Raw genomic sequence first — 25,076 nt, 5'->3', positions numbered from 1 at the left:
CACCGTGACCACCCCGAACGTGACCGAGCGCATCATGCGCGATATCGAAACGAAGTTATTGGAGGGCATGTGGGTGCCGGGCGAGCGCATTCCGTCCGAACGCGCGCTGGCCGAATCGATGGGCGCGGCGCGCTCCACCGTGCGCACGGCATTGCAGCGGCTTGTGGCGCGCGGTCTGCTCAAGAGCCGCCCGGCGTCGGGTATTTACGTTTCCGATCGTCTGCAGACGGGCCTCATTTCGCCATGGCGGCAGCTCGTGTCGGACCATCCGGAGTTGCGCCCGGACATGCTTGAATTTCGCCTGATGCTTGAAGGGACGACCGCGTATCTGGCCGCGTTGCGCGCGACTGACGAGGACCTCGCCCGCTTGGCCGAGGTCGTCCACGGGCTGGTCGAGGCGCACAAGAGCGGCGACACGGTCCTGGAGTCCCGGCTCGACGGCGACTTTCACACCGCGCTCGCCAATGCGTCGCACAATGCGATGCTGCGCCACCTGCAGGGCAGCGTCGTCAAGATGCTCTACGAGCACATCTCGTTGAACAACGCCGGTCTCTTTGAACTGCGCGAGATGGCGTCGGAACACATCCTCGCGCATCATCTGGCGTTGTGGGACGCCATTCGTGCCCGCCAACCCGATGAGGCGCGGCGCGTCATGCGCGAACACATCGGCTTCATCTGGCGCAAGCTGGAGCCCGACGTGCCCGTGCCGCCGATCCCCTGACCGCGAACCGGCGCGCACCCATCGTGTCCGGTTTCGCCGGCCCGCCGCCGGGTTTTGGTAGCATTCGTTCTTTCGATTCTCCGGCAATGTCAGCGTGAAGCGCCCGAACGTCCCCGCCGTCCGCGAATTCCTGCAACAGCAATGGCTCCGATGCAAGCCCCTGGCCGCGCGCGGCTGGCACCACGTGCGTCATCCGACGCGGCGCGGCGCCGCGCTTGCCGCCGCTGCCGTGCCCGCCTTGTTCCTGCTGTATGTCCTGCTCCTCATTCCGTTTACACCGAGCATCAGCGACATCCGCAAGGCAAAAGTCGAGCAGCCGGCGCAGATCCTCTCCGCCGACGGCAAGCTGCTCGCCGAATTCAAGCCCACGCATCGCGAATGGGTCGCTCTGTCCGACATCTCGCCGCATGTCGTGAACGCGCTGATCGCGACGGAAGATCATCGGTTCTACGAACACCACGGGCTTGACTGGAAACGCACCGCATCTGCGGCCGTGCATACCTTCTCCGGAGACCGCCAGGGCGGCTCGACGATCACGCAGCAGCTCGCGCGCAATCTCTACCCCGACGAGATCGGCCGTGCGCCGACGCTGACGCGCAAGCTCAAGGAAGCGATCACGGCCTTCAAGATCGAGGCGCTGTACACGAAGCGGGAGATCCTGGAGACGTACCTGAACACCGTCCCGTTCCTGTACAACGCCTACGGCATCGAGATGGCGGCGCGCACCTACTTCGACAAGTCGGCGGACGAACTCGACGTGGTCGAAGCCGCCACGCTGATCGGCATGTTGAAGGGCAACAGTTACTACAACCCGGTGATCAATCCTGAGCGCGCGGTCGAACGGCGCAATATCGTGCTCGCGCAGATGGCCAAGCGCGGCGTTCTGGACGAGGCGCGCGTCAGGACACTTCAGCGGCGTCCGTTGCGTATCGATTTCGAACGTCAGACGGAACCGCCGGGTCCTGCGCCGCATTTTGCGCAGCAACTGCGCAAGTGGCTGATCGGCTGGGCCGATCGTCACAATTACAACATCTACGCCGACGGACTCGTGGTGCGCACTACCATCGATGCGCGCTTGCAGGCCATGGCGACGCAGGCGCTCAATCGCCAGGGGAACCAACTGCAGTCGATTGCCGACGCGGCATGGTCACCGCGCAATGGCTGGCGCGAAAATCCGGCGCTGGTGCAGGCGTTCGTGCGCGAAACACCCGAATACCGCGCCGAGCGCGATGCCGGGCAAACGCCGGAAGCCGCGATGAAGCACCTGCTGGCCGACAGCCAGTTCATGCAGAACCTGCGCCAGACCAAGACGCGCGTGCAAGCCGGTTTCCTGGCGCTTGATCCGCGCACCGGCGAGATTCGCGCGTGGGTCGGCAGCCGGGACTTCACGCAGGACCCGTTCGATCACGTGCAGCAGGCGCGCCGGCAGCCGGGGTCGACGTTCAAGCCGTTCGTCTACGGCGCGGCGTTCGTGAAGGGCGCGAAACCCGACGATACGCTGCTGGATCAACCGGTCGAGATTCCGCTCGCGGGCGGCGAGGTGTGGCGTCCGACCGACGACACACCCCCGTCGAACAAGCCGATGACGCTGCGCGACGGTCTGGCGTATTCGCGCAACTCCATCACGGCACAGCTGATGCAGACGGTCGGCCCGTCGCGCGTCGTGGGTCTTGCGCGCGCCATGGGCGTGCGCGACAGCAAGCTCGAGGCGGTGCCGTCTCTCGCCTTGGGCACGAGCCCCGTGTCGCTGCGCGAGATGGTGTCTGCGTATGGCACGATCGCCAACGAAGGGCGTTACCACACGCCGCTGATGGTCACGCGTATCGAAGATCCGCATGGCAACGTACTCGCCGAGTTCGCGCCGAGCGCGCCCGAACGAGCGCTGTCGGCCGAAGACGACTACACGCTCTTGTCCGTGATGCGCGAAGTCGTGAATCGCGGGACGGGTTCGCTGATTCGCAGCCGTTTCGGTATTCGCGCCGACGTGGCGGGCAAGACCGGCACGACGCAGGACAATGCGGACGGCTGGTTCATCCTCATCCACCCCCAACTGGTGGCGGGCGCGTGGGTCGGTTTCAACGACAGCCGCGTGACGCTGCGCAGCGATTATTGGGGGCAGGGCGCGCATAGCGCGCTGCCGATCGTTGGCGATTTCTTTTCGCGGTCGCTGCGTGCGCGGATCGTCGATCCGAACGAAAAATTCCAGGCGCCGGACGCATCGCACTGGTATGACGGATGGTTCACGCGCTCCCGAGATTGGGTGGTTGGTCTGTTCGCCTCCAAACCCGCACCGCCGCCCAAGCCCGCCCCAAAGCGCGTGGCGCCGCCGCCCGACACGCCAGCCTCCGCCGCTAGCGAGTCCGAGGTGACGGCGCCGATCTTCGGTGCGTCCGATGTCAATGCGCCGGCGCCTGACAGCGGTGTGGCTGCGCCATGGCCCGTGCCGGTGTCGCCGTATCCGTCGGATGCGCCGGGCAGCAGCGAGGCGCCCGCTTATACACCGGCGCCGCCGATATCGCCGGCGCCCTCGATATCGCCGGCGCCCTCGATGCCACCTGCACCGGCAAGCGACGACACCCGGCCCAACTCATGACGTTTTCTCATGACTGCCACAGGCGGCAGTGCGTTATATTCTCGGGAATATAACGCTGACGATTCCCGCCGGCGCATACCGGGGGAAGGGCATGTTCATCCGGCAATTGACGTATCTTGTTGCGCTCGCACAGGCACAGCATTTCCGGCGCGCGGCCGAGCTATGCAATGTTTCCCAGCCGGCGCTCTCGGGAGCGATTCGCAGCATCGAGGAAGAATTCGGGCTGCCGATCGTGCGGCGAGGGCGGCGCTTCGAGGGTTTCACGCCCGAGGGTGAGCGGGTACTTGCGTGGGCGCGGCAGGTGCTCGCCGATTGCGAGGGGTTGCGCCAGGAAGCGTCCTCGAGTCGCCGCGAGGTCTCGGGCTGTCTGCGCATCGGCGCCATTCCAACGGCCTTGCCGCTCGTGCCGATGCTGACGGATGCCTGTCTGCGCGATTTCCCCGCCATGCGTCACGAGGTCTACACCCTCTCTGCGGCGCAGGCGCTCCGCCAGTTGGGCGACCTCGATCTCGATGTCGTGCTCAGCTATCTCGACGATCCCCGTCTGCGCGAGTTCGACACGATTCCCGTATTTCGTGAGCGTTATGTGCTGATCGTGCGCGACGAGGCGACGCTCGGCGGGCGTGATTCGCTGACGTGGGCGGAAGCCGCCGGATTCCCCCTGGTGCTGCTGACCGGCAACATGCAATGTCGTCAGGGCGTCGACGATGCCTTTGCCAACGCCGGGGTCGTCGTCTCGCCGCGCGTCGAAACGGATTCGTTGATGGCACTGTACGCCCATGTGCGATGTGCGGGCTTATGCAGTGTCGTGCCGCACAGCGTGCTGTGCCTGGCCGAGATGCGCCACGAGTTGCACGCCGTGCCGTTGACGCCTGCGATGCATCGCGAGATCGGCCTGGTGCTACGCGACCGTCAGCCACGCCCGCCGTTGCTCGACGCGGCGATGGAGGCATTTCGCGGCATCGAAATCCAGTCGCGCGTCGACGCCCTGCTCGATCTTTGATAGGCGGCGCCGATCAATCGATCGGCCACAACGATTTTCCAGCGCGAGCGCCAGCGCCGATCATCCTCCTCAATGCAGCGCGATTGCTTGCAGACATTTACCGATGCCGGCATCCGCCCTGAAGGGCGTGCCACGATGAGGAGAGAGACAGCATGGCCAAGATCGTTTGTGTGCTTTACGATGACCCCGTCACCGGATACCCCAAGACCTATGCGCGCGACGACCTGCCGGTCCTCGAAGCCTACCCTGACGGGCAGTCGCTGCCGACGCCGCGCGCGATCGACTTTCAGCCGGGCACGCTGCTTGGCAGCGTGTCGGGCGAATTGGGCCTGCGCAAGTATCTGGAATCGAACGGCCACCAGCTCGTGGTGACGTCGAGCAAGGACGGGGACAACAGCGTGCTCGACCGCGAGCTGCATGATGCGGAAATCGTCATCTCGCAGCCGTTCTGGCCTGCCTACATGACGGCCGAGCGCATCAAGAAGGCCAAGCGCCTGAAGATGATCGTGACGGCCGGCATCGGCTCGGACCACACTGATCTTCAGGCCGCCATGGACCACGGCGTCACCGTGGCCGAAGTCACGTACTGCAACAGCAACAGCGTGGCTGAGCACGTGCTGATGACGACGCTGGCGCTGGTGCGCAACTATCTGCCGTCGAACCAGTGGGTGCTCAAGGGCGGCTGGAACATTGCCGATTGCGTATCGCGCTCCTACGACCTCGAGGGCATGCACGTCGGTACCGTGGCCGCTGGGCGCATCGGCTTGCGCGTGCTGCGCCTGCTCAAGCCGTTCGGCACGAAGCTGCACTATCTGGATCGGCACCGTTTGCCGGCGTCCGTCGAAGCGGAACTGGGCCTCACGCATCACAGCAGCCTCGAAAGCCTGGCCAAGGTGTGCGATGTCGTTACGCTGAACTGCCCGCTCCATCCCGAAACCGAGCACATGATCAACGCCGATTCGCTCAAGCACTTCAAGCGTGGCGCCTATCTGATCAACACGGCACGCGGCAAGTTGTGCGATCGCGACGCCATCGCGGCCGCGCTTGAATCGGGGCAACTCGCGGGCTATGGCGGCGACGTCTGGTTCCCGCAGCCGGCGCCGGCCGACCACCCGTGGCGTCACATGCCCCATCACGGGATGACGCCCCATATCTCCGGTACCAGCCTGTCCGCGCAGACACGTTATGCTGCCGGCACGCGAGAGATTCTCGAGTGCTACTTCGAGAATCGACCGATCCGCAACGAGTATCTGATCGTGCAAAACGGCAAGCTCGCGGGGGTCGGGGCGCACTCCTACAGCGCCGGCAATGCCACAGGCGGCTCGGAAGAGGCGGCCCGTTTCAAGAAATGAGCGCTCCCCGGGGCGCGGCGAACTCAGCCGCGCTTCGGGATTTCGAGACCGCGCTGGACGGCCGGACGCTTGACGAATGCGTCCAGCGCGCGCGTCACATGCGCGAAGTCCTGAATGCCGACGAGATCGCCGGCTTCGTAGAAGCCGATCAGGTTGCGCACCCACGGGAACGTGGCGATGTCGGCGATCGTGTATTCGTCGCCGAGGATCCACTCGCGCTCGGCCAGACGATCGTTGAGCACTTTCAGCAAACGCTTCGATTCGTCGATGTACCGGTCGCGCGGACGTTTGTCTTCGTAATCCTTGCCGGCGAACTTGTGAAAGAAGCCGACCTGGCCGAACATCGGGCCGATGCCGCCCATCTGGAACATCAGCCACTGCACCGTTTCATAGCGGCCAGCGGCGTCCTTCGGCAGAAATTTGCCTGTCTTCTCGGCGAGGTAGAACAGGATCGCGCCCGATTCGAATAGCGGCAACGGCTGGCCGCCGGGACCGTTCGGATCGATGATGGCCGGGATCTTGTTGTTCGGATTGAGCGACCGGAATTCAGGCGAGAGCTGGTCGTTCGTCTGGAAGCTCACGAGATGCGGTTCGTACGGCAGGCCGGTCTCTTCGAGCATGATCGAGACTTTCACGCCGTTCGGCGTCGGCAGCGAGTACAGCTGAAGGCGTTCGGGATGGCTCGCTGGCCATTTGCGGGTAATGGCGAATGTCGACAGATCGGTCATCTTGCGTCCTGATTGGCGTGCAGAACGAACAATATAACCGTGTTAACGAATTCTTGCCGGCGGGGAAAACGGGGGGCGTGTTTGCCCCCGTCCCCGAGATCGGCCGTCAGGCCGTGGCCAGCACCTTCGCGATGGCGGTGGCCACCGGTCCGACATTGCTGTCGTTCAGGCCGGCCACGCACATGCGGCCCGAGCGCAAGACGTAGACGCCGTGCTGCTCGCGCAGGATGTCGACCTGCTCGGCCTTCAGACCCGTATAGGTGAACATGCCGCGTTGGTCGACGTAGCGCGCCAGCATGGCTGACGGCACGTGGCCGGCCAAGCCTGCGTGAATCGTGGTGCGCATGCGTGCGATGCGCTCACACATCGACGCCAGCTCGGCCTCCCACGACTGACGCAGCGCCGGCGTCGTGAGGATCTTCGCGACGATCTTCGCGCCGTGCGTCGGCGGATTGCTGTAGTTCGAACGCACCGAGCCGGTCAGCTGGCCCAGTACGCGGTCGGCGGCTTCCGCCGAATCGCAGATCACGGACAGGCCGCCGCAACGCTCGCCGTACAGCGAGAAGTTCTTCGAAAACGAGTTCGCGACAAATGCCGGCACGCCGCGGCGGGCCAGTTCGCGGATCGCGAAGGCATCGTCGTCCAGACCGGCGCCGAAGCCCTGGTAGGCCATGTCGACGAACGGCAGCAGCTCGCGCGTTTGCAGCACGCCGATCAGCTGTTCCCACTGCGCTTGCGTCAGGTCGACACCGGTCGGGTTATGGCAGCAGGCATGCAGCAGCACGACGCTGCGCTTGGGCAGCGCATCGATGGCGGCCAGCATGGCGTCAAATTTCAGGCCGCCGGTGGCTTCGTCGTAATAGGGATAGGTATTGACCGTGAAACCGGCGCGTTCAAAGATGAAGCGGTGGTTTTCCCAGGTCGGATCGCTCACCCACACCTGGGCATCCGGGAAATAGCGCTTGATGAAATCCGCGCCGACCTTGAGCGCACCCGAGCCGCCCAGCGTCTGCACAGTGGCGATACGGCCGTCGGCTCGCGCCGGGCCATCGGCGCCGAAGACGAGCGCTTGCACGGCATCGCGATATTGGGCCAGGCCCGCCATCGGCAGGTACGGCTTCGGGCCGATCTCGCCCAGCATCGCGGTTTCGGCTTCGCGCACGGCCTGCATCACCGGCAGGCGGCCTTCGTCGTCGAAATAGATGCCGATACTCAGATTGACCTTGTTGGCGCGCGGATCCTTCTGGAAATTCTCGTTCAGCGTGAGGATCGGGTCACCAGGATAGGCATCGATATGTTCGAACATGGTAATTCCTGACAAAAACGGGGGGAACTTGCGGAAAACTCGACAACGGGCGTTAGGCCAAGACAACGATGATACCGTCAGATTCGGCCGGCGGGCAGTGCGGCCATCGTTGCCGCGCGCGAATTCCGAACTGTCCGACGGGAGCGCGCCCGTAAAGCACAACGGGCGGCACCGGCCGCCCGTCGATTCACGCATTACGACGCCGACACCTGCGCCGGCACCACACCGGCGGCGCGCTTCTGGCGCACCCAGTAGCCGACACCGAGCACGGCCAGCCAGACCGGGATCAGATACACCGAGATGCGCAGCCCCGGGATCAGGTACATCACGACCAGAATGCCGGCGAGGAATGCCAGGCACAGGTAGTTCGTGAGCGGATAGCCAATGCTCTTGAACAACGTCGTTTTGCCCGCACGGCGCTTGTCGTGACGGAACTTCAGGTGAATGATGCTGATCATCGCCCAGTTGATGATCAGCGCGGACACCACGAGGCCCATCAGCAATTCGAACGCCTTGCCGGGCATGAAGTAATTGATCACGACGCACGTGGCGGTGGCCGCCGCGGACACGGCGAGGGCCGTGAGCGGGATGCCGCGGGCATTGACCTTGAGCAACGCGCGCGGCGCATTGCCTTGGCGGGCCAGGCCGTACAGCATGCGGCTGTTGCAATACACGCCGCTGTTGTAGACCGACAGCGCCGCAGTCAGCACGACCAGATTAAGCACGTTCGCCACGAAATTGCTGTTCATTGCGTGGAAGATCAGCACGAACGGGCTGCCGCCGGAGGCGACCTTTTCCCACGGATACAGCGAGAGCAGCACGCCGAGCGCGCCCACGTAGAAAATCAGGATCCGGTAGATGACCTGGTTGGTCGCTTGCGGGATCGAGCGCGACGGGTCATCGGCTTCCGCCGCCGTAATGCCGACAAGTTCCAGACCGCCGAACGAGAACATGATGACGGCCATGGCCATCACCAGTCCCGAAACGCCGTTCGGAAAGAAGCCGCCGTGCCGCCACAGGTTCGACACGCTGGCATCGGGGCCGGCCGTGCCCGAAAACAGCAGATAGCCGCCGAAGCCGATCATGCCCACGATCGCCACGACCTTGATGATGGCGAACCAGAATTCCATCTCGCCGTATGACTTCACGCTCGACAGATTGATCGCATTGATGAGCACGAAGCACGCGAGTGCAGACACCCACGTCGGCAGTTCCGGCCACCAGTACTGCATGTAGATGCCGACGGCTGACAACTCGGCCATGCTCACGAGGATATACAGCACCCAGTAGTTCCAGCCCGACATGAAGCCGGCGAAATGCCCGCAATACTTGTTGGCGAAGTAGCTGAATGAACCGGCGACAGGTTCGTCGACGACCATTTCGCCGAGTTGCCGCATGATGAAGAAGGCCACCACGCCGGCGATCGCGTAGCCGAGCAGGACCGAGGGGCCTGCCGACTGGATGGTTTGTGCGATGCCGAGAAAGAGGCCGGTGCCGATCGCACCGCCGAGGGCGATCAATTGAATGTGACGATTCTTGAGGCCACGCTTGAGTTCGTCGTGTTCTTGAGTTGCTGCCATGTCTATTCCTGTTCCCCTACCTTTGAGTCAAATCGGCGCACATTTCTGTTCTCGCCCGTAAGCGTTTGAATGTGTTGGGCCGCCGCCGCCCGGCGCTTGTGGCGCTGGACGGCGCATGGATGGCAATGCGATTGCGGGTCAGACCTTGAGCGTGCCGCGCTCGATCTGATCGCGTTCGAGCGATTCGAACAGGGCCTTGAAGTTGCCTTCACCGAACCCGTCGTCGCCCTTGCGCTGGATGAACTCGAAGAACACCGGGCCGAGCAGGGTCTTCGAGAAAATTTGCAGCAGCAGGCGTGGCTTGCCGCCTTCGGTCGTGCCGTCGACCAGGATCCCGCGCGCCTGAAGTTCGGCGACCGGCTGACCGTGGCCCGGCAGACGCTTTTCGAGCCCTTGATAGTAGTACTCGTTGGGCGCCGTCATGAGTTCCACGCCGGCCATTTGCAGCTTGTCGATGACTTCGAGCAGATTGTCCGTCAGGAACGCGATGTGCTGGATGCCTTCGCCGTTGAAGGCCATCAGGAATTCCTCGATCTGGCCGCTGCCCTTTGACGATTCCTCGTTCAACGGAATGCGGATTTTACCATCGGGGGCGGTCATCGCTTTCGAGGTCAGGCCCGTGTACTCGCCTTGGATGTCGAAATAACGGATTTCGCGGAAGTTGAACAGCTTTTCGTAGAAATTCGCCCAGTAGGCCATGCGGCCGCGGTAGACGTTGTGCGTCAGGTGGTCGACCAGCTTGAGACCGACACCGGCCGGGCGGCGGTCGACGCCTTCGATGAATTCGAAGTCGATGTCATAGATCGATTTACCGTCTTCAAAGCGGTCGATCAGGTACAGCGGCGCGCCGCCGATGCCCTTGATGGCCGGCAGGCGCAGCTCCATCGGGCCGGTGGCAATCTCGACGGGCTGGGCGCCCAGGGCAAGCGCGCGGGCGTAGGCCTTGTGCGAATCCTTCACACGGAACGCCATGCCGCAGGCGCTCGGGCCGTGTTCGGCGGCAAAGTAGGCGGCCTGGCTGTGGGGCTCGCGGTTGACAATGAAATTGATGTCGTTCTGACGATACAGCACGACATCTTTCGAGCGGTGCCGCGCAACAAGCTGGAAGCCCATCTTCTCGAACAACGGTTCAAGCACATTCGGCGTGGGCGAAGCGAATTCGACGAATTCGAAGCCCATCAGTTGCATCGGATTTTCAAACAAATCGGCCATGTTCGTATTTGCGGATGTGAGGAAGGAGCGGCTATTGGACGTCAAACGCTGGATCGGTATTTCCCGCCCCGCGCATTCCGGCGCGTCGGGAAATAAAATTTCTCGGTGATCCCCGCACGATCAGCGGCCTGGCCGCAGCGGCGCAGTGTTACACGTCGCTACGGAATTTGTCGGCACGCATCGTACGTGAACGCATCTGTTATGGCGCCAGTGTAAATTTGTCCTCGCAAAATAGGATTTCATAAGGCCCACAGGCAAACCCTAGAATGTGCGTTAAAATTTCCAGCAAGCGGCCAATGGAGAAATATAAATGCATACGATCGAGATGGACCGTATCGACCTACGGCTTTTGGGGGTCTTGCAGGCCAACGGACGGGTGTCGAACCTGGAGTTGGCGGAGGCCATCAAGCTGTCACCGGCCCAGACGTTGCGGCGGCATCGTCGCCTGGAAGAAATGGGCGTCATCAAGGCGTATGAGACGCGCCTCGACGCGCAGGCGCTCGGCCTGAACGTCGTCGCCTTCATCCAGGTGACGATGGAGCGCGGGCATATCCGCGACCTGGAGAAATTCAAGTCGCTCGTATCAGAATTAGCCCAGATTCAGGAGTGCTTCTCCGTGACCGGCAATATCGACTACGTGCTGAAGGTCGTGGCGCGCGATCTGAAGGCCCTTTCGGATTTCCTGCTCGATACCCTGATGCGGATCCCCGGGGTGAGCGGCGTCAATTCGAGCGTTTGCCTCGACGAAATCAAATGCACGAGCGCGGTGCCGTTATCACTGTAAGCGGCACAGCGTTAATGATAATGCGCATCGTGTGTCACCTTGCCTCGAAAGACCCAGTAGCCGAGCGTCGTGTAGACGAGAATGATCGGCAGGATGATGGCCGCGCCCCACAGGGTGAACACCTGGCTCGGGCGCGGTGCGGCGGCCTCCCACAATGTGACGCCGGGCAGGATCGCGTACGGCCACAGACTGATGAGCAGGCCCGTGTAGCCGAGGAAGACGAGCAGCAGCGCGATCACGAACGGCGAGCGTTCATGCCCGGCGAGAATCGCGCGGTGCATCCCGAACGTCAGGCCGATCACCAGCAGCGGTACCGGCAGGAAGCGGTAAAACAGCGGACGGCTGAACCAGCGATCGGCGATCGACGAATCGAGCAGCGGCGTCCACAGGCTGACCACAGCCATCACGCCCAGCAGCACGAGCGTCAACGGCCAGGCGAGCCGGTAGATCCGACGCTGCAGGTCGCCTTGCGTCTTCGCAATCAGCCAGCACGCGCCGAGCAAGGCGTAGGTGACCAGCAGGCCGAGGCCGGTGAACAGATTGAAGGCCGTCAGCCAGCCGAAGGGATCGCCGGCGAAGCGGCCGTGCTGCACGTCAATGCCTGACAGGTAGGCGCCCAACGCGACGCCTTGAAAGAATGTTGCGCCGGCCGACCCGCCGATGAACGCCAGATCCCACCATGGACGCGTGCGGTTCGCTTTCGCGCGGATCTCGAACGACACCCCGCGAAAAATCAGGCAGACGAGCATCAACATCAATGGCAGGTACAGGGCAGAGAGGACCGTCGCATAGACCAGCGGAAACGCCGCGAAGAGTCCCGCGCCGCCCAGCACGAGCCAGGTCTCGTTGCCGTCCCAGACGGGGGCGACCGTGTTCATCATCACGTCGCGCTCGCGTTCGTCGGGGAAAAATGGAAAGAGAATGCCGATACCGAGGTCGAAGCCGTCGAGTACGACATACATGAAAAGGCCCAGCGCGATGATCGCGGCCCATGCCAGTGTTACATCCATTTCAAGCCTCGTCCAAGCGTGCCGGGGGGAAGGTGGCGACCGGTGTATGCGTCTTCATACGGCCTCGATCGTGTCGTCGGCGGCCGACATCGGCCGGCGGGCGGTTTGCTGCTGCCGCTTGTGGCGCGCGGTGTCGTGGCCGTCGGGATGCGCCGGACCGGTGCGCATGAGTTTCAGCAGGTAATAGATGCCGGTGCCGAAGACCAGCGTGTAGGCAAGCACCAATACGAGCAGCGTGACTTCGACCTGCTGTTCGTGCAGCGGCGAGACCGCTTGCGCCGTGCGCATCACGCCGTACACGACCCACGGCTGGCGGCCGGCTTCGGTCGTGACCCAGCCGGCGAGCAGCGAGAGAAAGCCGGTCGGCGCCATCCAGACCATCGCGCGCGCAAACGGGCGCGAATCGAACAGACGTCCGCGTTTGCGCAGCCACGCGCCGATGGCGGCGAACGCGATCGTCAGCATGCCGAGACCCGCCATCACGCGAAAACTCCAGAACACGATCAGCGAATTCGGCCGGTCTTCCTTCGGAAACGACTTGAGACCGCGAATCTCGCCATCCCAGCTATGCGTGAGGATCAAGCTTCCCAAACGCGGGATCTTCAATGCGTAACGCGTGGTCTCGGCTTCCATGTCGGGGATGCCGAAGAGGTTCAGCGCTGTGCCGCCTTTCTCGGTGTCCCAGATGCCTTCGATGGCGGCGAGTTTTGCCGGCTGATGTTCGCGCGTGTTCAGGCCGTGAAGATCGCCGACGAACGCCTGCACGGGGGCCAGGATCAGCAGCAGCCACATTGCCATCGAGAACATGGTCTTGACGGCCGGATCGCGGCGCCCGCGCAGCAGATGCCACGCGCCCGTGCCGGCGACCACCAGTCCTGCGACGATGAACGCCGCGATCGCCATGTGGGCGAGACGGTATGGAAATGACGGATTGAAGATGATCGCCCACCATGACACCGGCACCACCCGTCCGTCGGCGATCTCGAAGCCCTGCGGCGTTTGCATCCAGCTGTTCGACGCGAGAATCCAGAACGTCGAGATCAGGGTGCCCACGGCCACCATCAAGGTCGCGCCGAAGTGCGCGCGCGCGCTCACGCGATGCCAGCCGAACAGCATGATGCCCAGAAAGCCGGCTTCAAGAAAGAACGCGGTCATGACCTCGTAGGCGAGCAACGGCCCGGTGACCGGCCCCGCGAAGCTCGAAAACCCGGACCAGTTGGTGCCGAACTCGTACGCCATCACGACGCCGGAGACGACACCCATGCCGAAGGCGACGGCGAAAATCTTCGACCAGAAGTGGAACAGGTCCTTGTAGTGCTGTTTGCCTGTTTTGAGCCAGGCCCCTTCCAGCACGGCCAGAAAGCTGGCGAGGCCGATTGACAGGGCGGGGAAGACAATGTGGAACGAGACCGTGAACGCGAACTGGATTCGCGCCAGGTCGAGGGCTTTCAATGAAGTTTCCATGATGTGTTGGGGCGCCGGGTACGCCGTCATGGCAAGGGGAAAGCCAATGTCCGGGATGTGCCCGCATGTTGGAGCGTAGACGCTGGTGACCTCGTATGGCAGGTGACGAAAGGTCGCAGGCACGCGCGGGCAGACGATGGCGATACGCGGCCAAACACTGCAAGTCGTTGACCTGTCTGCACTCCGCCTCGATCTGCGTCAACCGCAGACGAGATGCGCTTGCGGCGAAATGCCGCGGCACGGCCGATGGTCGGACGGCGCCGTGATTCACAGATGCCGCCGGTATAATTCGCCCACTGAACCTGGGGGGGGCGAATTGAACCAGCTCGCGACGAATTCGAATGCGCCACGCGGCGCGCGCTTCAATTTCCGCAGCATCGGAGAGCGGCTGCGCGCCTATCGCATGGCGGCGGCGCTGCGTAGCGAGGACGTGGCCGAGCGCCTCGCCATCTCGCGTGCGGCGATCTACAACCTCGAGCGCGGCGAGATCGTCAAGATCGATACGCTTGAGCGCCTGGCCGCGCTGTTCAACGTGTCGTTGGCCAACCTGCTCGGCGTGGAAGTGGAGTATCACAACTCGGCCGTCAGCTATTTCGAGCGCATGCGGCAGCTCGAAAGCCGTTCCGGGCGCATCGTGGCGCATTTCGACCCGATCTCGTTCCTGCTGACGTCTGACGCCTACGATAGTTGGTTGCGCGAAATGCTCGAAGAGAGCATCCCCTCGCAACTGGCGGACGCGGACTGGACCCAGACCATTGATCGTGTGCTCGGCATATTGCAGGAACGCAAACAGGCGTTCTCGCGCATGCGGCCGAACGTCACGAGCCTGATTGGCTTGCGGCAGATCGAGCAGTTCCTGCATCACGGCCTTGTCGGCCGCCTCGGATTGCCGCCTGAAGTGCAGGCGTCGCGTCGGCAGGCTGCGCGCGACGAGGTAGCGCGCATCGTCGAGTTTCTTGAAACGGATACGCTGGGTGTGCAGATCGGCATTGTCAGCGACCACGTGCCGAACGAAACCTTTCAGATCTTCGAAGCCGCCGAACAGACGTACGTCGCCGTCTCGCCGTTTCGTCTGGGCGAACTGCCGAACCTGCGAAACGGCATCGCCACGATTACGACCTCGCCGGATGCCGTGACAATGTATGGCGCCATGATCGACCGGCTGTGGGCCGACTCCGCCAAGGGCCGCGAAGGCGCGGCGCTGTTGCGTCTGCTACTGGCGCACATCTGAGGCCCTAGTTGTCCTGGCCGTTTACGAAGATCGTCGTGACATGCTGCAGCAGCGCCGGCATGAATTTTTCGGGACCGCCGATTTCCGGCGCCAGCACACTCATCAACGCGTCGCAGCCGGGGGGCGGGTGCAGTGCGTTCACCAGCAGACAGAAATATAACGCCGGATGTTCCGCGCGAATCACGCCGGCACGAATGCCTTCTGCGATGAGCGGTTCCATGCTGTCGAAAATCGGCTTGACGAGCTGCCGGCTGACGATCTCGGCACGCTCGCCCATCTCGGCCGCGTGCTGTTTGATGAACTCGCGATGCTCGGGGTGCTGCACCGTATATTCGGCGGTGGCGCCGATGGCCGCCTTGAGGCGGTCGACGACCGGTAGCGCCGTATCGCCGGCGACAGCCGAGAGCCGCGCCGCGGCTTCGGTCAAACTGGCCTGGAGCATGTCGACGCAGGCGCGCCAGAGATTTTCCTTCGACCCGAAATGCACGCGCACGAGGCTCGCATCGACCTTGGCGTCACGCGCAATGCTGCGCAGGTCCGCGCCGGCATAACCCCGTTGGGCGAACACTTTCAGCGCGGCGTCGAGCAACGCCGTGCGGCCTTCCGGCATATGTTTGGGGCGGCGGCCACGCGTGACGGGCGCCTCGATATCCGTTTTCTTCACAACCCATTCCCGAGTCAGCGGCCGGCGCAGTGCGCCGGGCCGCATGACATTTGCTTACTCAAGGTGACGGCGCAACATTCGCCCCCGCTGGTGACTCGCTTGCCGTTTGCGGCTCCGCAGGCGGCACGCCCATTGCGTAGAACAGCAACGCGGTGTCGGACAGGCGCGAGCCCGCCGCGCGCAGCGTGCTCAAATGCGCGTTGAGGTACTGCTGTTCGCGTCCGCGCGCCGCTGACGGCGGCAGGGCGCCGTGGCGCACGCGCGCATCGGCGTCCCGGAACACGCCCAGCGCGGCCTGGCTGGCCGCATCGGCGTGCGCGAGCGCGGCATTGTCCTGCTCGAGCGACGACAGCGTGTCGGCGACGTTCTTGAATGCCGTCAGCACCGTCTGCTTGTATTGCTCGACGGCTGCATCATACGCCGCCTTGGCCGATCGCCGCTGGGCGAGCAATGCCCCGCCGTGGAAAAGCGGCTGCGTGATCGCCGCGCCGACGCTCCACAACGAGCCCGCATTCGACATCACCGTTGTCCAGTTGAAGCCGCCTTTACCCATCGACGCCGTGAGCGACAAGCTCGGGAACAGCTGCGCCGTCGCCGCCCCGACCTCCGCCGCCGCGCCCTTCAAGGCCAGATCGGCCGCCTGGATGTCGGGGCGCGAAGCCAGCAGTGTCGAGGGCACGACGACCGGCACCGATGCGGGAACGGCGAGGGTGTCGAAAGCGAGATCGTCCGGTGCCTGGTCGGGCGTGCGGCCCAGCAGCACGGCCAGTGCATGGCGCGTTGACGACCACTGCGCCCGCATCGCGGGCAGCGACCCGGCGATCGACTCGGCGTTCTGTCGCGCCAACAGGGCATCGCTGCGCGAGGCCGAGCCGAGTACCGCGCGCCGCTCGGTCTCGCGAGCGTCGGTCTCGGCGAGCGTCACAAGCCGCTCCGTCGCCACGATCTGCGCATGCAGCGCCGACGCGGCGATGGCGCCCGTCACGATATTGGCGGCGAGTGCCTGGCGCGCCGCATCGAACTGACGTGCCTGCTGGTCGACCTGCGCCGCGAGCGCCGTATCCGCATAGCGTGCCGCGCCGAACAGATCGAACGCATAGCGCGCCTGAACCTGCCCGACGAACACGTTGTACAAAGCCGTCGGCGGGCCGAACGTCGGTACGCCGAGATTGCGCTGGCGCGTCGCCTGTCCGCCGAGATCGATGGACGGAAACAGCGAGGCGCCGATTTGCGCCTTCAACTGCTCGCGCGCCGCCAGCAGGTTTTTGTCCGCCGCCGCCAGCGACGGACTGTTGCGCAGCCCTTCGTCGACCAGGGCATTCAGGGCATCCGAGCGATACGCCTTCCACCATGCGGCGACGGGCGCTGCGCCCACATCGAAACGTTGCGACGTCCCCTGTGCGGACACGGTCTGTTCAGGCTGGGCCTGGGCGCCGTAGTGGGCCGGCGCCGGCATTTTCGGTGCGTCGCTGCTCGGCGCGAACGCGCAGGCCGCAAGCCACAGCGGCAGTGACAGGCCGAGCGTTCTTGCCAAGGCGCGCGAGGCCGGACGTACACGGCGCCGATTCAGTGTCGAGCCGGCTCTCATTGCGCACCTCCGTTGGCTGGCGCAGCACCCCCGGGGGCGCCGGTGGTCCCGGCCGGATCGTTGCCGGGCGGCGTATGTCCTTCGCGTTCGTGATGCTTCACGCGAAACGATACCGCGTACAGCGCGGGCAGATAGAACAGGGTCAGGATCGTGGCGCTGGTGATGCCGCCCATCAGGGCGGTCGCCATCGGTCCGAAGAAGTTGCTGCGCAACAGCGGAATCAGCGCGAGCACGGCGGCGGCCGCCGTCAGCACGATCGGCCGGAATCGGCGCACCGTCGCCCCCACGATCGCATCGAAACGCGGCTGGCCGGCGCGGATGTCCTGCTCGATCTGATCGACGAGAATCACCGAATTTCGCATGATGATCCCGAACATGGCGATCACGCCGAGCATCGCGACGAAGCCGAACGGCTTGCCGAACAGCAGTAGCGTCAAGACCACGCCGATCATGCCGAGCGGCGCCGTCAGCACGACCATCATCACCCGGGCGAGGCTTTGCAACTGGAGCATCAATAAGGTCAGCACCGCGATGATCATGATCGGCATCTGTGCCATGATCGACGACTGGCCCTTGGCACTTTCCTCGACCGACCCGCCGATCTGGACGCGGTAGCCGACCGGCAGCGTGTCGCGAATCGGCTGGATCTGCTTGTCGATCGCACTCGTGACATCGATGCCCTGCGCGCCGTTGCGCACGTCCGAGCGCACGGTGATGGTCGGTTGACGGTCACGTTCCCAGATCACGCCGTATTCCAGCTCGTTGACGACATGACCCAGCGTGCCGAGCGGCACAGGGCCATTCGGTGTTGGCATCGCCAACGTTGCCAGCTTCGACGGATCTGCGCGTTCCGCCTTCGGCGCGCGCAGATCGACGGCGATCAGTTTGTCGCGCTCCCGATATTGCGTGATCGTGTAGCCCGTGAGCGTCATGGCGATGAAGTTCGAGATGTCGTCGGAGCTGACGCCGAGCGCGCGCGCCTTCTGCTGATCGACTTCGAAGCGGACCGAGCGCTGCGACGGTTCGTCCCAGTCGAGCTGCACGTCGGACGTGCGGTTGTCGGCGCGCATGACGGCCGCGACCTGGTCGGCGAACTTGCGCACTGTGGCGATGTCGTCGCCGCTCACGCGGAACTGCACCGGGAAGCCGACGGGCGGCCCGTTCTCCAGACGCGAAAGACGCGTGCGTACGGACGGGAATTCTTCCCGCAGCTTCGGCGCCAGCCAGCGGGCCAGCGCTTCGCGATCCTTGACGGATTTCGTCGTTACGACCAACTGCGCGAAGTTCGGCTGTGCCAGTTGCTGATCCAGCGGCAAATAGAAGCGCGGCGCGCCTGAGCCGACGAAGCTCACGGTGTGATCGATCTCGGGGCGTCCGTCGAGCGCTTTCTCCAGGCGTGTCGTCTCGCGCAACGTCGCGTCAAACGAGGCGCCTTCCTGCAGGCGGAGGTCGACGAGCAGTTCCGGACGATCCGAACTCGGGAAGAACTGTTGCGGCACGAGCGAGAAGCCGGCCATGGCGATAACGAACAGGAGGGCCGTGATCGCCAGCACGACGAAGCGGCGCTCGATGCACCACGTCACCCAGACGCGCAGGCGGTTATAGAACTTCGTGTCGTAGACGTCGTGTTCATGATGCTCGTCGTGATGCGCTTCGCGCTTGCGTTCGGGCAGCAGCTTGTAGCCGAGCAGCGGAATCAGCACGACGGCTGCGAACCAGGAGGCCAGCAGCGCAATGGCCGACACCTCGAAGATCGAGCGCGTGTATTCGCCGGTGCTCGACTTCGCCAGCGCGATCGGCAGGAAGCCGGCGACGGTCACGAGGGTGCCTGTGAGCATCGGGAAGGCCGTGCTCGTATAGGCGAAGGCGGCGGCGCGCGAACGGTTCCATCCTTGCTCGAGCTTCACCGCCATCATTTCGACGGCGATGATCGCATCGTCGACAAGCAGGCCGAGCGCGAGAATCAAGGTGCCGAGCGAGACCTTGTGCAGGCCGATGTCGAAGACGTACATGCACAGCGCCGTGACGGCCAGCACGATCGGAATCGAGATGACCACGACCATGCCGGTGCGCACGCCCAACGACAGCAGACTGACGATCAGCACGATGAGGACGGCTTCGCCCACGGCTTCGAGGAAGTCGTCGACCGATTGCGACACAGCCTCCGACATGCTCGAGACTTCGGTGAGCACGAGCCCTGCGGGCAATTCCTTGCGCAACGCCGCCATTTTGGCTTCGACTTCGCGGCCGAGATGGACGACGTCGCGGCCGGGCTGCATGGTGATGCCGATGCCGAGCACCGGTTTGCCCGCGAAGCGCATTTGCGCGACCGGGGGATCGACGTAGCCGCGTTTGATGGTGGCGATGTCGCCGAGCCGGAAGGTACGATTGTTGACGCGGATCAGCGTGTCGGCCAACGCGGCGACATCCTTGAATGGTCCGCCTGGACGCACAAACACGCGGTCGTTCGGCGTCATGATCGTGCCGGCGGGCGAGACGGCATTCTGGCCGTTGACCGCCTGTGCGATCTGCTGCGGCGACAGGCCGAGTCGCGTGAGTTGCGTGTTCGAGATCTCGAGGAAGATCTTCTGATCCTGGTCGCCAAAGTAATCGACCTTCGCGACACCGGGCACGCGCAGCAGCACGGTGCGCAAGGCATCTGCGTAATTGCGCAGTTGCGCGGGGCCGAAACCGTCGCCGTCGAGCGTGTAGATGTGCGTGTAGACGTCGCCGAATTCGTCGTTGAAGAAGGGGCCCTGAATGCCGGGCGGCAGTGTCACGGCGATGTCGCCGACCTTCTTGCGGACCTGATACCACGTCTCGGGCACTTCGCCGGGCGGCGCGGAGTCCTTCATCGCGAAGAACAGTAACGATTCTCCGGGGCGCGAGTAGCTGCGCTGGAAGTCGATCGTCGGCATCTCCTGGAGTTTGCGGGCGATGCGGTCGGTCACCTGTTCCTGCACCTGTTGGGCGGTCGCCCCCGGCCAGAAGGTGCGGATGACCATCACGCGGAACGTGAAGGGCGGATCTTCCGACTGTGCCAGACGCGAGTAAGCGAAGATGCCGAAGATCGTCGCCATGCCGATCAGGAAGACGACCAGCGCGCGGTGACGCAGCGCCCATGCGGACAGGTTGAAGCTGCCCTCTTCGTAGCGTTTGGCCTCGTCAGGCGCGTTTGGCGACAGGGCGTTTTCTTGCGGCGCGCTCATGAAGCAAAGTCCTCGGGGTGCAGCGGCTGCACGACACGGACTTTCTCGCCGGCGGTCACGGTGTGAACGCCTTGCCAGACGATGCGCTCGCCGGCCTGGATGCCGCCGACGACGGTGACGGTGCGCTCGCCGAAGCGCGAGACCTGCACGCGGCGCAGTTCGAGCGTGTCGCCCGGGGCTTTGACGACCCAGACCGCCGGCAGTTTGCCGTCGTGGAAAAGGGCGGTCGACGGGACGGTGAACGCGGCGGTGGCGCCTTGTGAGCCTTGTTGGGGCTGTGCGCCTTGCGGTGCGGTTTGTGTGAACGCGACGTTGGCCGTCATGCCGAGTTTGATGTCGGTCGTGGGCGCTTCAAGCGTGAGCTTGGCGCGATACGTGCGGCTTTGGGGATCGGCCGCCGGCGACACTTCGCGCACCCGGGCGTTGAAGGGCTTGCCGGCCAGTGCGGGAAGTGTGACGGTGGCATGTTGGCCGACGGCGAACGCGGCGAGTGCGCTTTCGGGAACGTCGACAATCGTGTCGACGTCGCCGCTCCACGCGAGCATGTAGATGGGCTGGCCGGCGGTGACGTTCTGGCCGGTGTCGGCCTGTTCGGCGGTGATGACGCCAGCGTGATCGGCCTTGAGCGTGGCATAGCCGAGTTGGTCGCCTGTCAGCGCGGCTTGCTGTGCCGCCTGATTGCGTTGGGCGAGGGCGCCGGCGTAGGCGTTCTCGGTTTGTTCGAGCTGGGCGGGCGCGATCAGGTTTTCCTTGGCCTGCGCGCGGTCGCGGTCCAGCTGCTGCTTGGCGAAGTCGAGCTGATGCTGCGCGGCGTCGAGTTGCGCACGCGCGATGGCGGCGTTCTTGGCGATGTCGGACGGATCGAGCCTGGCGACGGGCTGGCCGGCTATGACGATATCGCCCAGGCGCACATTGCGCTCGACGAGCTTGCCGGAGACGCGGAACGACAGGGGTGTCGAATAGCGGGCTTCGATCTGACCCGGCAGCGAGGCGACCGGCATTTGACCGTCTGCCTGGGCAGCGACAGCGACGACCGGGCGAGGCGCGGTGGGCAGGGGCGGCTTCTTGCCGCAGGCGGCAAGGCCGCCGATCAACAGTCCGGCCGCAGCGGCAGCGGCGATCTTGCCGAGCCTCCGGCGCGGTGCGCGCGGCGGAACTTCTCTTCCGAATGGCGTCATGATGCGTCTTGGCAAAGAGAATGCAAGGTCCCTGCGTGCGGCCAGAGGCCGTCGTCATGCGGTGCGGGACGGGAAAACCGGCGCGGCGTCAACTCAATCGGACATCGCCGGAATTAAATCTACGGCTGATGATATATGGATTGCCGGTGAGGTGCAACGGGGGAAGAACTCGTCGGTTGTGAGTTTTTCGGTTGGAAAACGGTCGATTCTGAGAAACATTGAAAGCGGCGAGGGATTTTTGCTTCTATTGCCGCGAAAGTGAGAATTTCTTATTAAGAAGTTCTTATGTTGAATCGATGGCCTGATAACGCTTGGACGGGGAGTGAGGATGTGTTGGTCGAAGCGTTCCGAGAAGCGTTTGTGCCGAATTCGGGTGGACTTGGGAGTCGCCGGCTGGCGCTTTATTCTTCTAAGCGCGTGAATATGTGCCGTCGGCATCTTAGCGCGTCAGGTGTCGCGGCACGTAATTGTTTCGGGCTGCGCGGGCGAGAGGCTCACGCCTCCTGGGGATCATGCGTCTTGAGCCAATCCTTAAGGGCATTGTTCATACGAGTTTGCCAACCGGATCCGGTGTTCTTGAAGGCATTCACGACTTCAGGGTCGAATCGTGCGTTCAGGTGGACTTTCGTTTGATCTGCCTTGGGACGTCCGCGCGGCCTGAGCATCACTTCGGACAATGCTTTCCCGACGACGCCGGGAAGTACGTCGGCGGCGGGCTGGAACTTGCGCAAGTCTTCCTGCGTCAGTTCGCGCACTTCACCGTCCTTATCGGTCAAGGGTAAGCGGTTTGTCATGATCACGTGCCTCTCGGGAGTTGGCCTTTCGAAAACTGATGACGCGTATGCCGCCGGAAATCGGAGTAAAGCACATCACGTGCAGCCGCGCATTGAGATACCCCACCGCAATGAAGCGGCGCTCTGGATATTCGTTGCGGGCATCTTCCAGTAGCGCAGCTGTGGACCAGTCAAACTGACGGGCCGCTTCGAACGAGAGGTTTCTGTCCCTGACGTTTCGCGCGCATTTGACCGGGTCGAACTGGATCGTGAAATCCATGAGATTATTGTACCCACAATAAATTGCGCGTCAATGATTTTTTGTGGGTACGATAATTCCAGCGTCGTCTGGAGTGACCTGGCGTTATCGATCCATGAACGGACGCGTTTGCGCTCGGAGAAATTGTGCCGTGACCGCTTTCATCGCACACCCGTAGTCTGTGGTTTTCCCATTCTTCCGGACATATCCCACGAAATTTATGAGTTCCGTCCTAACGCGAGTATGGAGCATTCCGAATCTCGCCAAACTCGCGTAAATTCGGGGCCAAATGGCTTGTGCCTGTGCGTTTGCGTCTCTAGACTGGGTTCGTCGCGTCAACAAACGTGACCGGGTTTGACGACCCGAATGACTGAACGAAACGCGCAAGCGATCGTTCCGGAGAATTGCGCCGGTTCGGTGAAGCTGCTGACCACCATTGGGTGGGCGCTTTGCGTGGACTCCCCCGGGAGTACCGTTCTCTTTGTTTCGTTTAGTCGTACGGTCGTCAACCTCGCTTAGCGCCCGCCCGCCCCTGCCATCGCGGCAGCGGGCGTACGGGGAACTCAGTACCTGAATGAGGAACACCGTATGTCCGAGCAACAAACCACCGCACCTTTCGACAATCCCGACGTACAAACTGCCCTGGAGCGTCTCGATGAGCTCGTCACCCGTCTCGCGGCCCTCTCTTCGGCTGCTACGCAAGGCGGCATTGAATCGTTGGATCAACCTTATCTGAGCGCGTATTTCCTCCAAATGGAAGAACTCGCTATGGAAGCGCATTTGGTATCCAACGACCTCGGCATGACTTTGCGCGAAGCTGCCTGATCGCATCGCTCGGTCCGTAAGCATCGGTCGCGACCCTGATGCATTTGCTGACATCCCCGGCTTTAGAAGCGAAGACCGCGGCTTCGTTTTGTATGTGCCGGAATGAATTTTGTGCGGGTACGCGGTGTGACGACGCAACCAAAAGCATCAGCTTGCGGGAGGCAGACCAGAGGGAAATCCGAGATGTTCAAGAATCGCAAAATCGCAATGCCGACGCCTGAAGAGGAGGAGGCGATCAACCGTGGCATCGCCGCCGACCCCGACACCTATGAACTCACTGAGGAAGAGATCCGACAGATGAAACCATTCGGTGAGCAAGCCAAGCGCGTGGAGCGCCCAAAGCTGGCAAACTCCTAGGAATCTGTGACGATCCGCTATGACGTCAAAATCGTGGCTGCCTTTCGCGCCTCGGGTGACGAATGGCAAAAGCGCATGAATGACGCGTTACTCGATTGGCTGCGCACTCATAGGCCGTAAGGTTCGACACGAGTGCTGCCTCATTGTAGGTTTGCCGAAATCTCGGCCGACCGGATTCCTATTGATTTTCCCCTGTACCACCGGACACCTTTTCACACTTGGGCTGATAAACGCGACCCGAGTGGGCATCTTCTCCAAACGGAACAACTCGCCGTGGAAGCGCGTTGGGTACGTAATGATCTTGGCATGACTTTGCGCGAAGCTGCCTGATCAATGGCGCTGTCCGTCAGCGTCGGTTACGACCCGGCCGACGATCTTGCGAGAGTATAGGTCCAGCACCACCGCCATATGCAGCCACCCTTGGGCTGTGCGGATATAGCTGATATCCGAAACCCGGGCGCGATGCGGCTGCCGGCGGCACGTTCCTGAAAGTGGCCAGTGACGCCGGGCATTTTTGAATTGACTCGGAGTTCGAACCGACATATCCAGGGCTGGCTCGTGCCCGCCTGGAAGAAAAGGTTGCATAAATCCCCAGCCATGCTGTGAGCACGGCGCTACACCCTCATATGGGGCGACCGTCCTAGCCCAGTCACCCTCAGTTTTGGGACATAACGCATTGACCAGAGCATCCTCCTGCGGTATCAATGCCGGCCCAGCGCCAGAATGGCGCATATCAAGATGGAGATGATTGACATGGCAATTCCAGCTCACCTGTGGCTGAAGGACGATGGTGGCGCCGATATCAAAGGCTCCTCAACCGTTCAGGGGCGGGAAGGAAGTATCGAGATCATTGGCTTCAGTCACGGCCTGAATCTCCCCGTGGATGGGCAGAACGGAAAGATCACCGGCACGCGCATGCATTCGTCGATGACGCTCGAAAAGGAATTCGACGCGTCGAGCCCGTACCTCTACAAGGCCGTTGCAAACGGCCAAACGCTGGCGTCGGCAGAGCTGCGCTGGTATCGCATTAATCACGCTGGATGCGAGGAGAAGTATTTCACGATGCTGCTCGAAGGCGTGAAGGTCACCGGCGTGAATCCCGGCATGGCCAACACTAAACTGGCGGGACTCTCGGCGCTCAATCACATGGAGTCCATTTCTTTGATGTATGAGCGCATCACATGGCACTACATCGACGGCAATATCAAGTTTACCGATGCGTGGGACGAACGCTGAAGC

21 protein-coding genes and 1 pseudogene are annotated in these 25,076 nt (G+C 63.1%); 10 read left to right on the top strand and 12 right to left on the bottom strand.

Features of this window, described 5'->3' with window-relative positions; genetic code table 11:
- The first annotated feature begins 4 nt into the window (after nucleotides 1-4).
- The 4 genes from PTE30175_RS15235 to PTE30175_RS15220 all read left to right on the top strand — a co-directional run bounded on the left by PTE30175_RS15235 (nucleotide 5) and on the right by PTE30175_RS15220 (nucleotide 5,669).
- Complete coding sequence (locus PTE30175_RS15235) at nucleotides 5-721, top strand: FadR/GntR family transcriptional regulator (RefSeq protein ID WP_150697909.1); 717 nt, start codon at nucleotides 5-7, stop codon at nucleotides 719-721.
- A gap of 94 nt (nucleotides 722-815) precedes the next feature.
- Nucleotides 816-3,314, top strand: coding sequence for a penicillin-binding protein 1A (locus tag PTE30175_RS15230; RefSeq protein ID WP_150697908.1), 2,499 nt, complete (start codon nucleotides 816-818; stop codon nucleotides 3,312-3,314).
- A 91-nt stretch (nucleotides 3,315-3,405) separates the two neighbouring features.
- Complete coding sequence (locus PTE30175_RS15225; protein WP_150697907.1) at nucleotides 3,406-4,317, top strand: LysR family transcriptional regulator; 912 nt, start codon at nucleotides 3,406-3,408, stop codon at nucleotides 4,315-4,317.
- Between the two features lie 152 nt (nucleotides 4,318-4,469).
- Nucleotides 4,470-5,669, top strand: a complete 1,200-nt coding sequence (locus tag PTE30175_RS15220) for an NAD-dependent formate dehydrogenase (protein WP_150697906.1) — start codon at nucleotides 4,470-4,472, stop codon at nucleotides 5,667-5,669.
- A 23-nt stretch (nucleotides 5,670-5,692) separates the two neighbouring features.
- Here the strand turns inward: PTE30175_RS15220 and PTE30175_RS15215 are convergent, their stop codons facing one another.
- The 4 genes from PTE30175_RS15215 to hppD form a co-directional block, all read right to left on the bottom strand.
- Nucleotides 5,693-6,397: a glutathione S-transferase N-terminal domain-containing protein gene (locus PTE30175_RS15215; RefSeq protein ID WP_150697905.1), complete on the bottom strand. Its 705-nt coding sequence runs from the start codon at nucleotides 6,395-6,397 to the stop codon at nucleotides 5,693-5,695.
- A gap of 106 nt (nucleotides 6,398-6,503) precedes the next feature.
- Entirely contained in the window at nucleotides 6,504-7,703 is a 1,200-nt protein-coding gene (locus PTE30175_RS15210) for an amino acid aminotransferase (protein ID WP_150697904.1), read from the bottom strand.
- A gap of 194 nt (nucleotides 7,704-7,897) precedes the next feature.
- Nucleotides 7,898-9,283 (bottom strand): amino acid permease, encoded by a 1,386-nt coding sequence (locus PTE30175_RS15205; RefSeq protein ID WP_150697903.1) that lies wholly within the window; start codon nucleotides 9,281-9,283, stop codon nucleotides 7,898-7,900.
- A gap of 138 nt (nucleotides 9,284-9,421) precedes the next feature.
- Nucleotides 9,422-10,495, bottom strand: a complete 1,074-nt coding sequence (gene hppD, locus PTE30175_RS15200; RefSeq protein WP_150697902.1) for a 4-hydroxyphenylpyruvate dioxygenase — start codon at nucleotides 10,493-10,495, stop codon at nucleotides 9,422-9,424.
- Nucleotides 10,496-10,805: 310 nt separating this feature from the next.
- Between hppD and PTE30175_RS15195 the strand changes: the two genes are divergently transcribed.
- A complete protein-coding gene (locus PTE30175_RS15195; protein ID WP_150697901.1) occupies nucleotides 10,806-11,279 on the top strand; it encodes an Lrp/AsnC family transcriptional regulator in 474 nt (157 codons plus the stop codon).
- 11 nt (nucleotides 11,280-11,290) lie between these two features.
- On the opposite strand, the gene cydB is transcribed toward PTE30175_RS15195, so the two are convergent.
- Entirely contained in the window at nucleotides 11,291-12,289 is a 999-nt protein-coding gene (cydB, locus tag PTE30175_RS15190) for a cytochrome d ubiquinol oxidase subunit II (RefSeq protein WP_150697900.1), read from the bottom strand.
- 54 nt (nucleotides 12,290-12,343) lie between these two features.
- Nucleotides 12,344-13,753, bottom strand: coding sequence for a cytochrome ubiquinol oxidase subunit I (locus tag PTE30175_RS15185; protein ID WP_150697899.1), 1,410 nt, complete (start codon nucleotides 13,751-13,753; stop codon nucleotides 12,344-12,346).
- A 316-nt stretch (nucleotides 13,754-14,069) separates the two neighbouring features.
- Between PTE30175_RS15185 and PTE30175_RS15180 the strand changes: the two genes are divergently transcribed.
- Nucleotides 14,070-14,984 (top strand): helix-turn-helix domain-containing protein, encoded by a 915-nt coding sequence (locus PTE30175_RS15180; RefSeq protein ID WP_224788792.1) that lies wholly within the window; start codon nucleotides 14,070-14,072, stop codon nucleotides 14,982-14,984.
- 4 nt (nucleotides 14,985-14,988) lie between these two features.
- Here PTE30175_RS15180 and PTE30175_RS15175 read toward each other — a convergent pair whose 3' ends face one another.
- The 4 genes from PTE30175_RS15175 to PTE30175_RS15160 are packed head-to-tail and all read right to left on the bottom strand — an operon-like array spanning nucleotide 14,989 to nucleotide 21,623.
- Nucleotides 14,989-15,648, bottom strand: coding sequence for a TetR/AcrR family transcriptional regulator (locus PTE30175_RS15175; protein ID WP_191629079.1), 660 nt, complete (start codon nucleotides 15,646-15,648; stop codon nucleotides 14,989-14,991).
- Nucleotides 15,649-15,706: 58 nt separating this feature from the next.
- A complete protein-coding gene (locus PTE30175_RS15170; RefSeq protein ID WP_150697896.1) occupies nucleotides 15,707-17,236 on the bottom strand; it encodes an efflux transporter outer membrane subunit in 1,530 nt (509 codons plus the stop codon).
- Nucleotides 17,233-20,445, bottom strand: coding sequence for an efflux RND transporter permease subunit (locus PTE30175_RS15165; RefSeq protein ID WP_150697895.1), 3,213 nt, complete (start codon nucleotides 20,443-20,445; stop codon nucleotides 17,233-17,235). The genes PTE30175_RS15170 and PTE30175_RS15165 overlap by 4 nt, the downstream gene beginning before the upstream one ends.
- The gene (locus tag PTE30175_RS15160) at nucleotides 20,442-21,623 is read right to left on the bottom strand and encodes an efflux RND transporter periplasmic adaptor subunit (RefSeq protein WP_150697894.1); all 1,182 of its coding nucleotides are present in this window, start codon (nucleotides 21,621-21,623) and stop codon (nucleotides 20,442-20,444) included. Before PTE30175_RS15160 ends, PTE30175_RS15165 begins: the two co-directional genes overlap by 4 nt.
- On the opposite strand from PTE30175_RS15160, the gene PTE30175_RS15155 reads away from it, so the two are divergent.
- Nucleotides 21,622-21,885, top strand: a complete 264-nt coding sequence (locus tag PTE30175_RS15155; protein WP_150697893.1) for a hypothetical protein — start codon at nucleotides 21,622-21,624, stop codon at nucleotides 21,883-21,885. The genes PTE30175_RS15160 and PTE30175_RS15155 overlap by 2 nt on opposite strands.
- Nucleotides 21,886-22,117: 232 nt before the next feature.
- Here the strand turns inward: PTE30175_RS15155 and PTE30175_RS15150 are convergent, their stop codons facing one another.
- Both PTE30175_RS15150 and PTE30175_RS15145 read right to left on the bottom strand, forming a co-directional pair.
- Complete coding sequence (locus PTE30175_RS15150) at nucleotides 22,118-22,417, bottom strand: BrnA antitoxin family protein (RefSeq protein ID WP_191629091.1); 300 nt, start codon at nucleotides 22,415-22,417, stop codon at nucleotides 22,118-22,120.
- Complete coding sequence (locus tag PTE30175_RS15145) at nucleotides 22,389-22,676, bottom strand: BrnT family toxin (protein WP_150697891.1); 288 nt, start codon at nucleotides 22,674-22,676, stop codon at nucleotides 22,389-22,391. The genes PTE30175_RS15150 and PTE30175_RS15145 overlap by 29 nt, the downstream gene beginning before the upstream one ends.
- A gap of 567 nt (nucleotides 22,677-23,243) precedes the next feature.
- On the opposite strand from PTE30175_RS15145, the gene PTE30175_RS15140 reads away from it, so the two are divergent.
- From PTE30175_RS15140 to PTE30175_RS15125, 3 genes and pseudogenes are all read left to right on the top strand, one after another.
- Complete coding sequence (locus tag PTE30175_RS15140) at nucleotides 23,244-23,480, top strand: hypothetical protein (RefSeq protein WP_150697890.1); 237 nt, start codon at nucleotides 23,244-23,246, stop codon at nucleotides 23,478-23,480.
- Between the two features lie 183 nt (nucleotides 23,481-23,663).
- A pseudogene (locus PTE30175_RS15135) lies at nucleotides 23,664-23,957 on the top strand (BrnA antitoxin family protein).
- Between the two features lie 633 nt (nucleotides 23,958-24,590).
- Nucleotides 24,591-25,073, top strand: coding sequence for an Hcp family type VI secretion system effector (locus tag PTE30175_RS15125; protein ID WP_150697995.1), 483 nt, complete (start codon nucleotides 24,591-24,593; stop codon nucleotides 25,071-25,073).
- The last annotated feature ends 3 nt before the right edge of the window (nucleotides 25,074-25,076 follow it).

The organism is Pandoraea terrae, from assembly GCF_902459695.1.
GTDB lineage: Bacteria > Pseudomonadota > Gammaproteobacteria > Burkholderiales > Burkholderiaceae > Pandoraea > Pandoraea terrae.
Note: the sequence above shows the minus strand (reverse complement) of the source record. Positions and strands in the feature narration are given on the sequence as shown.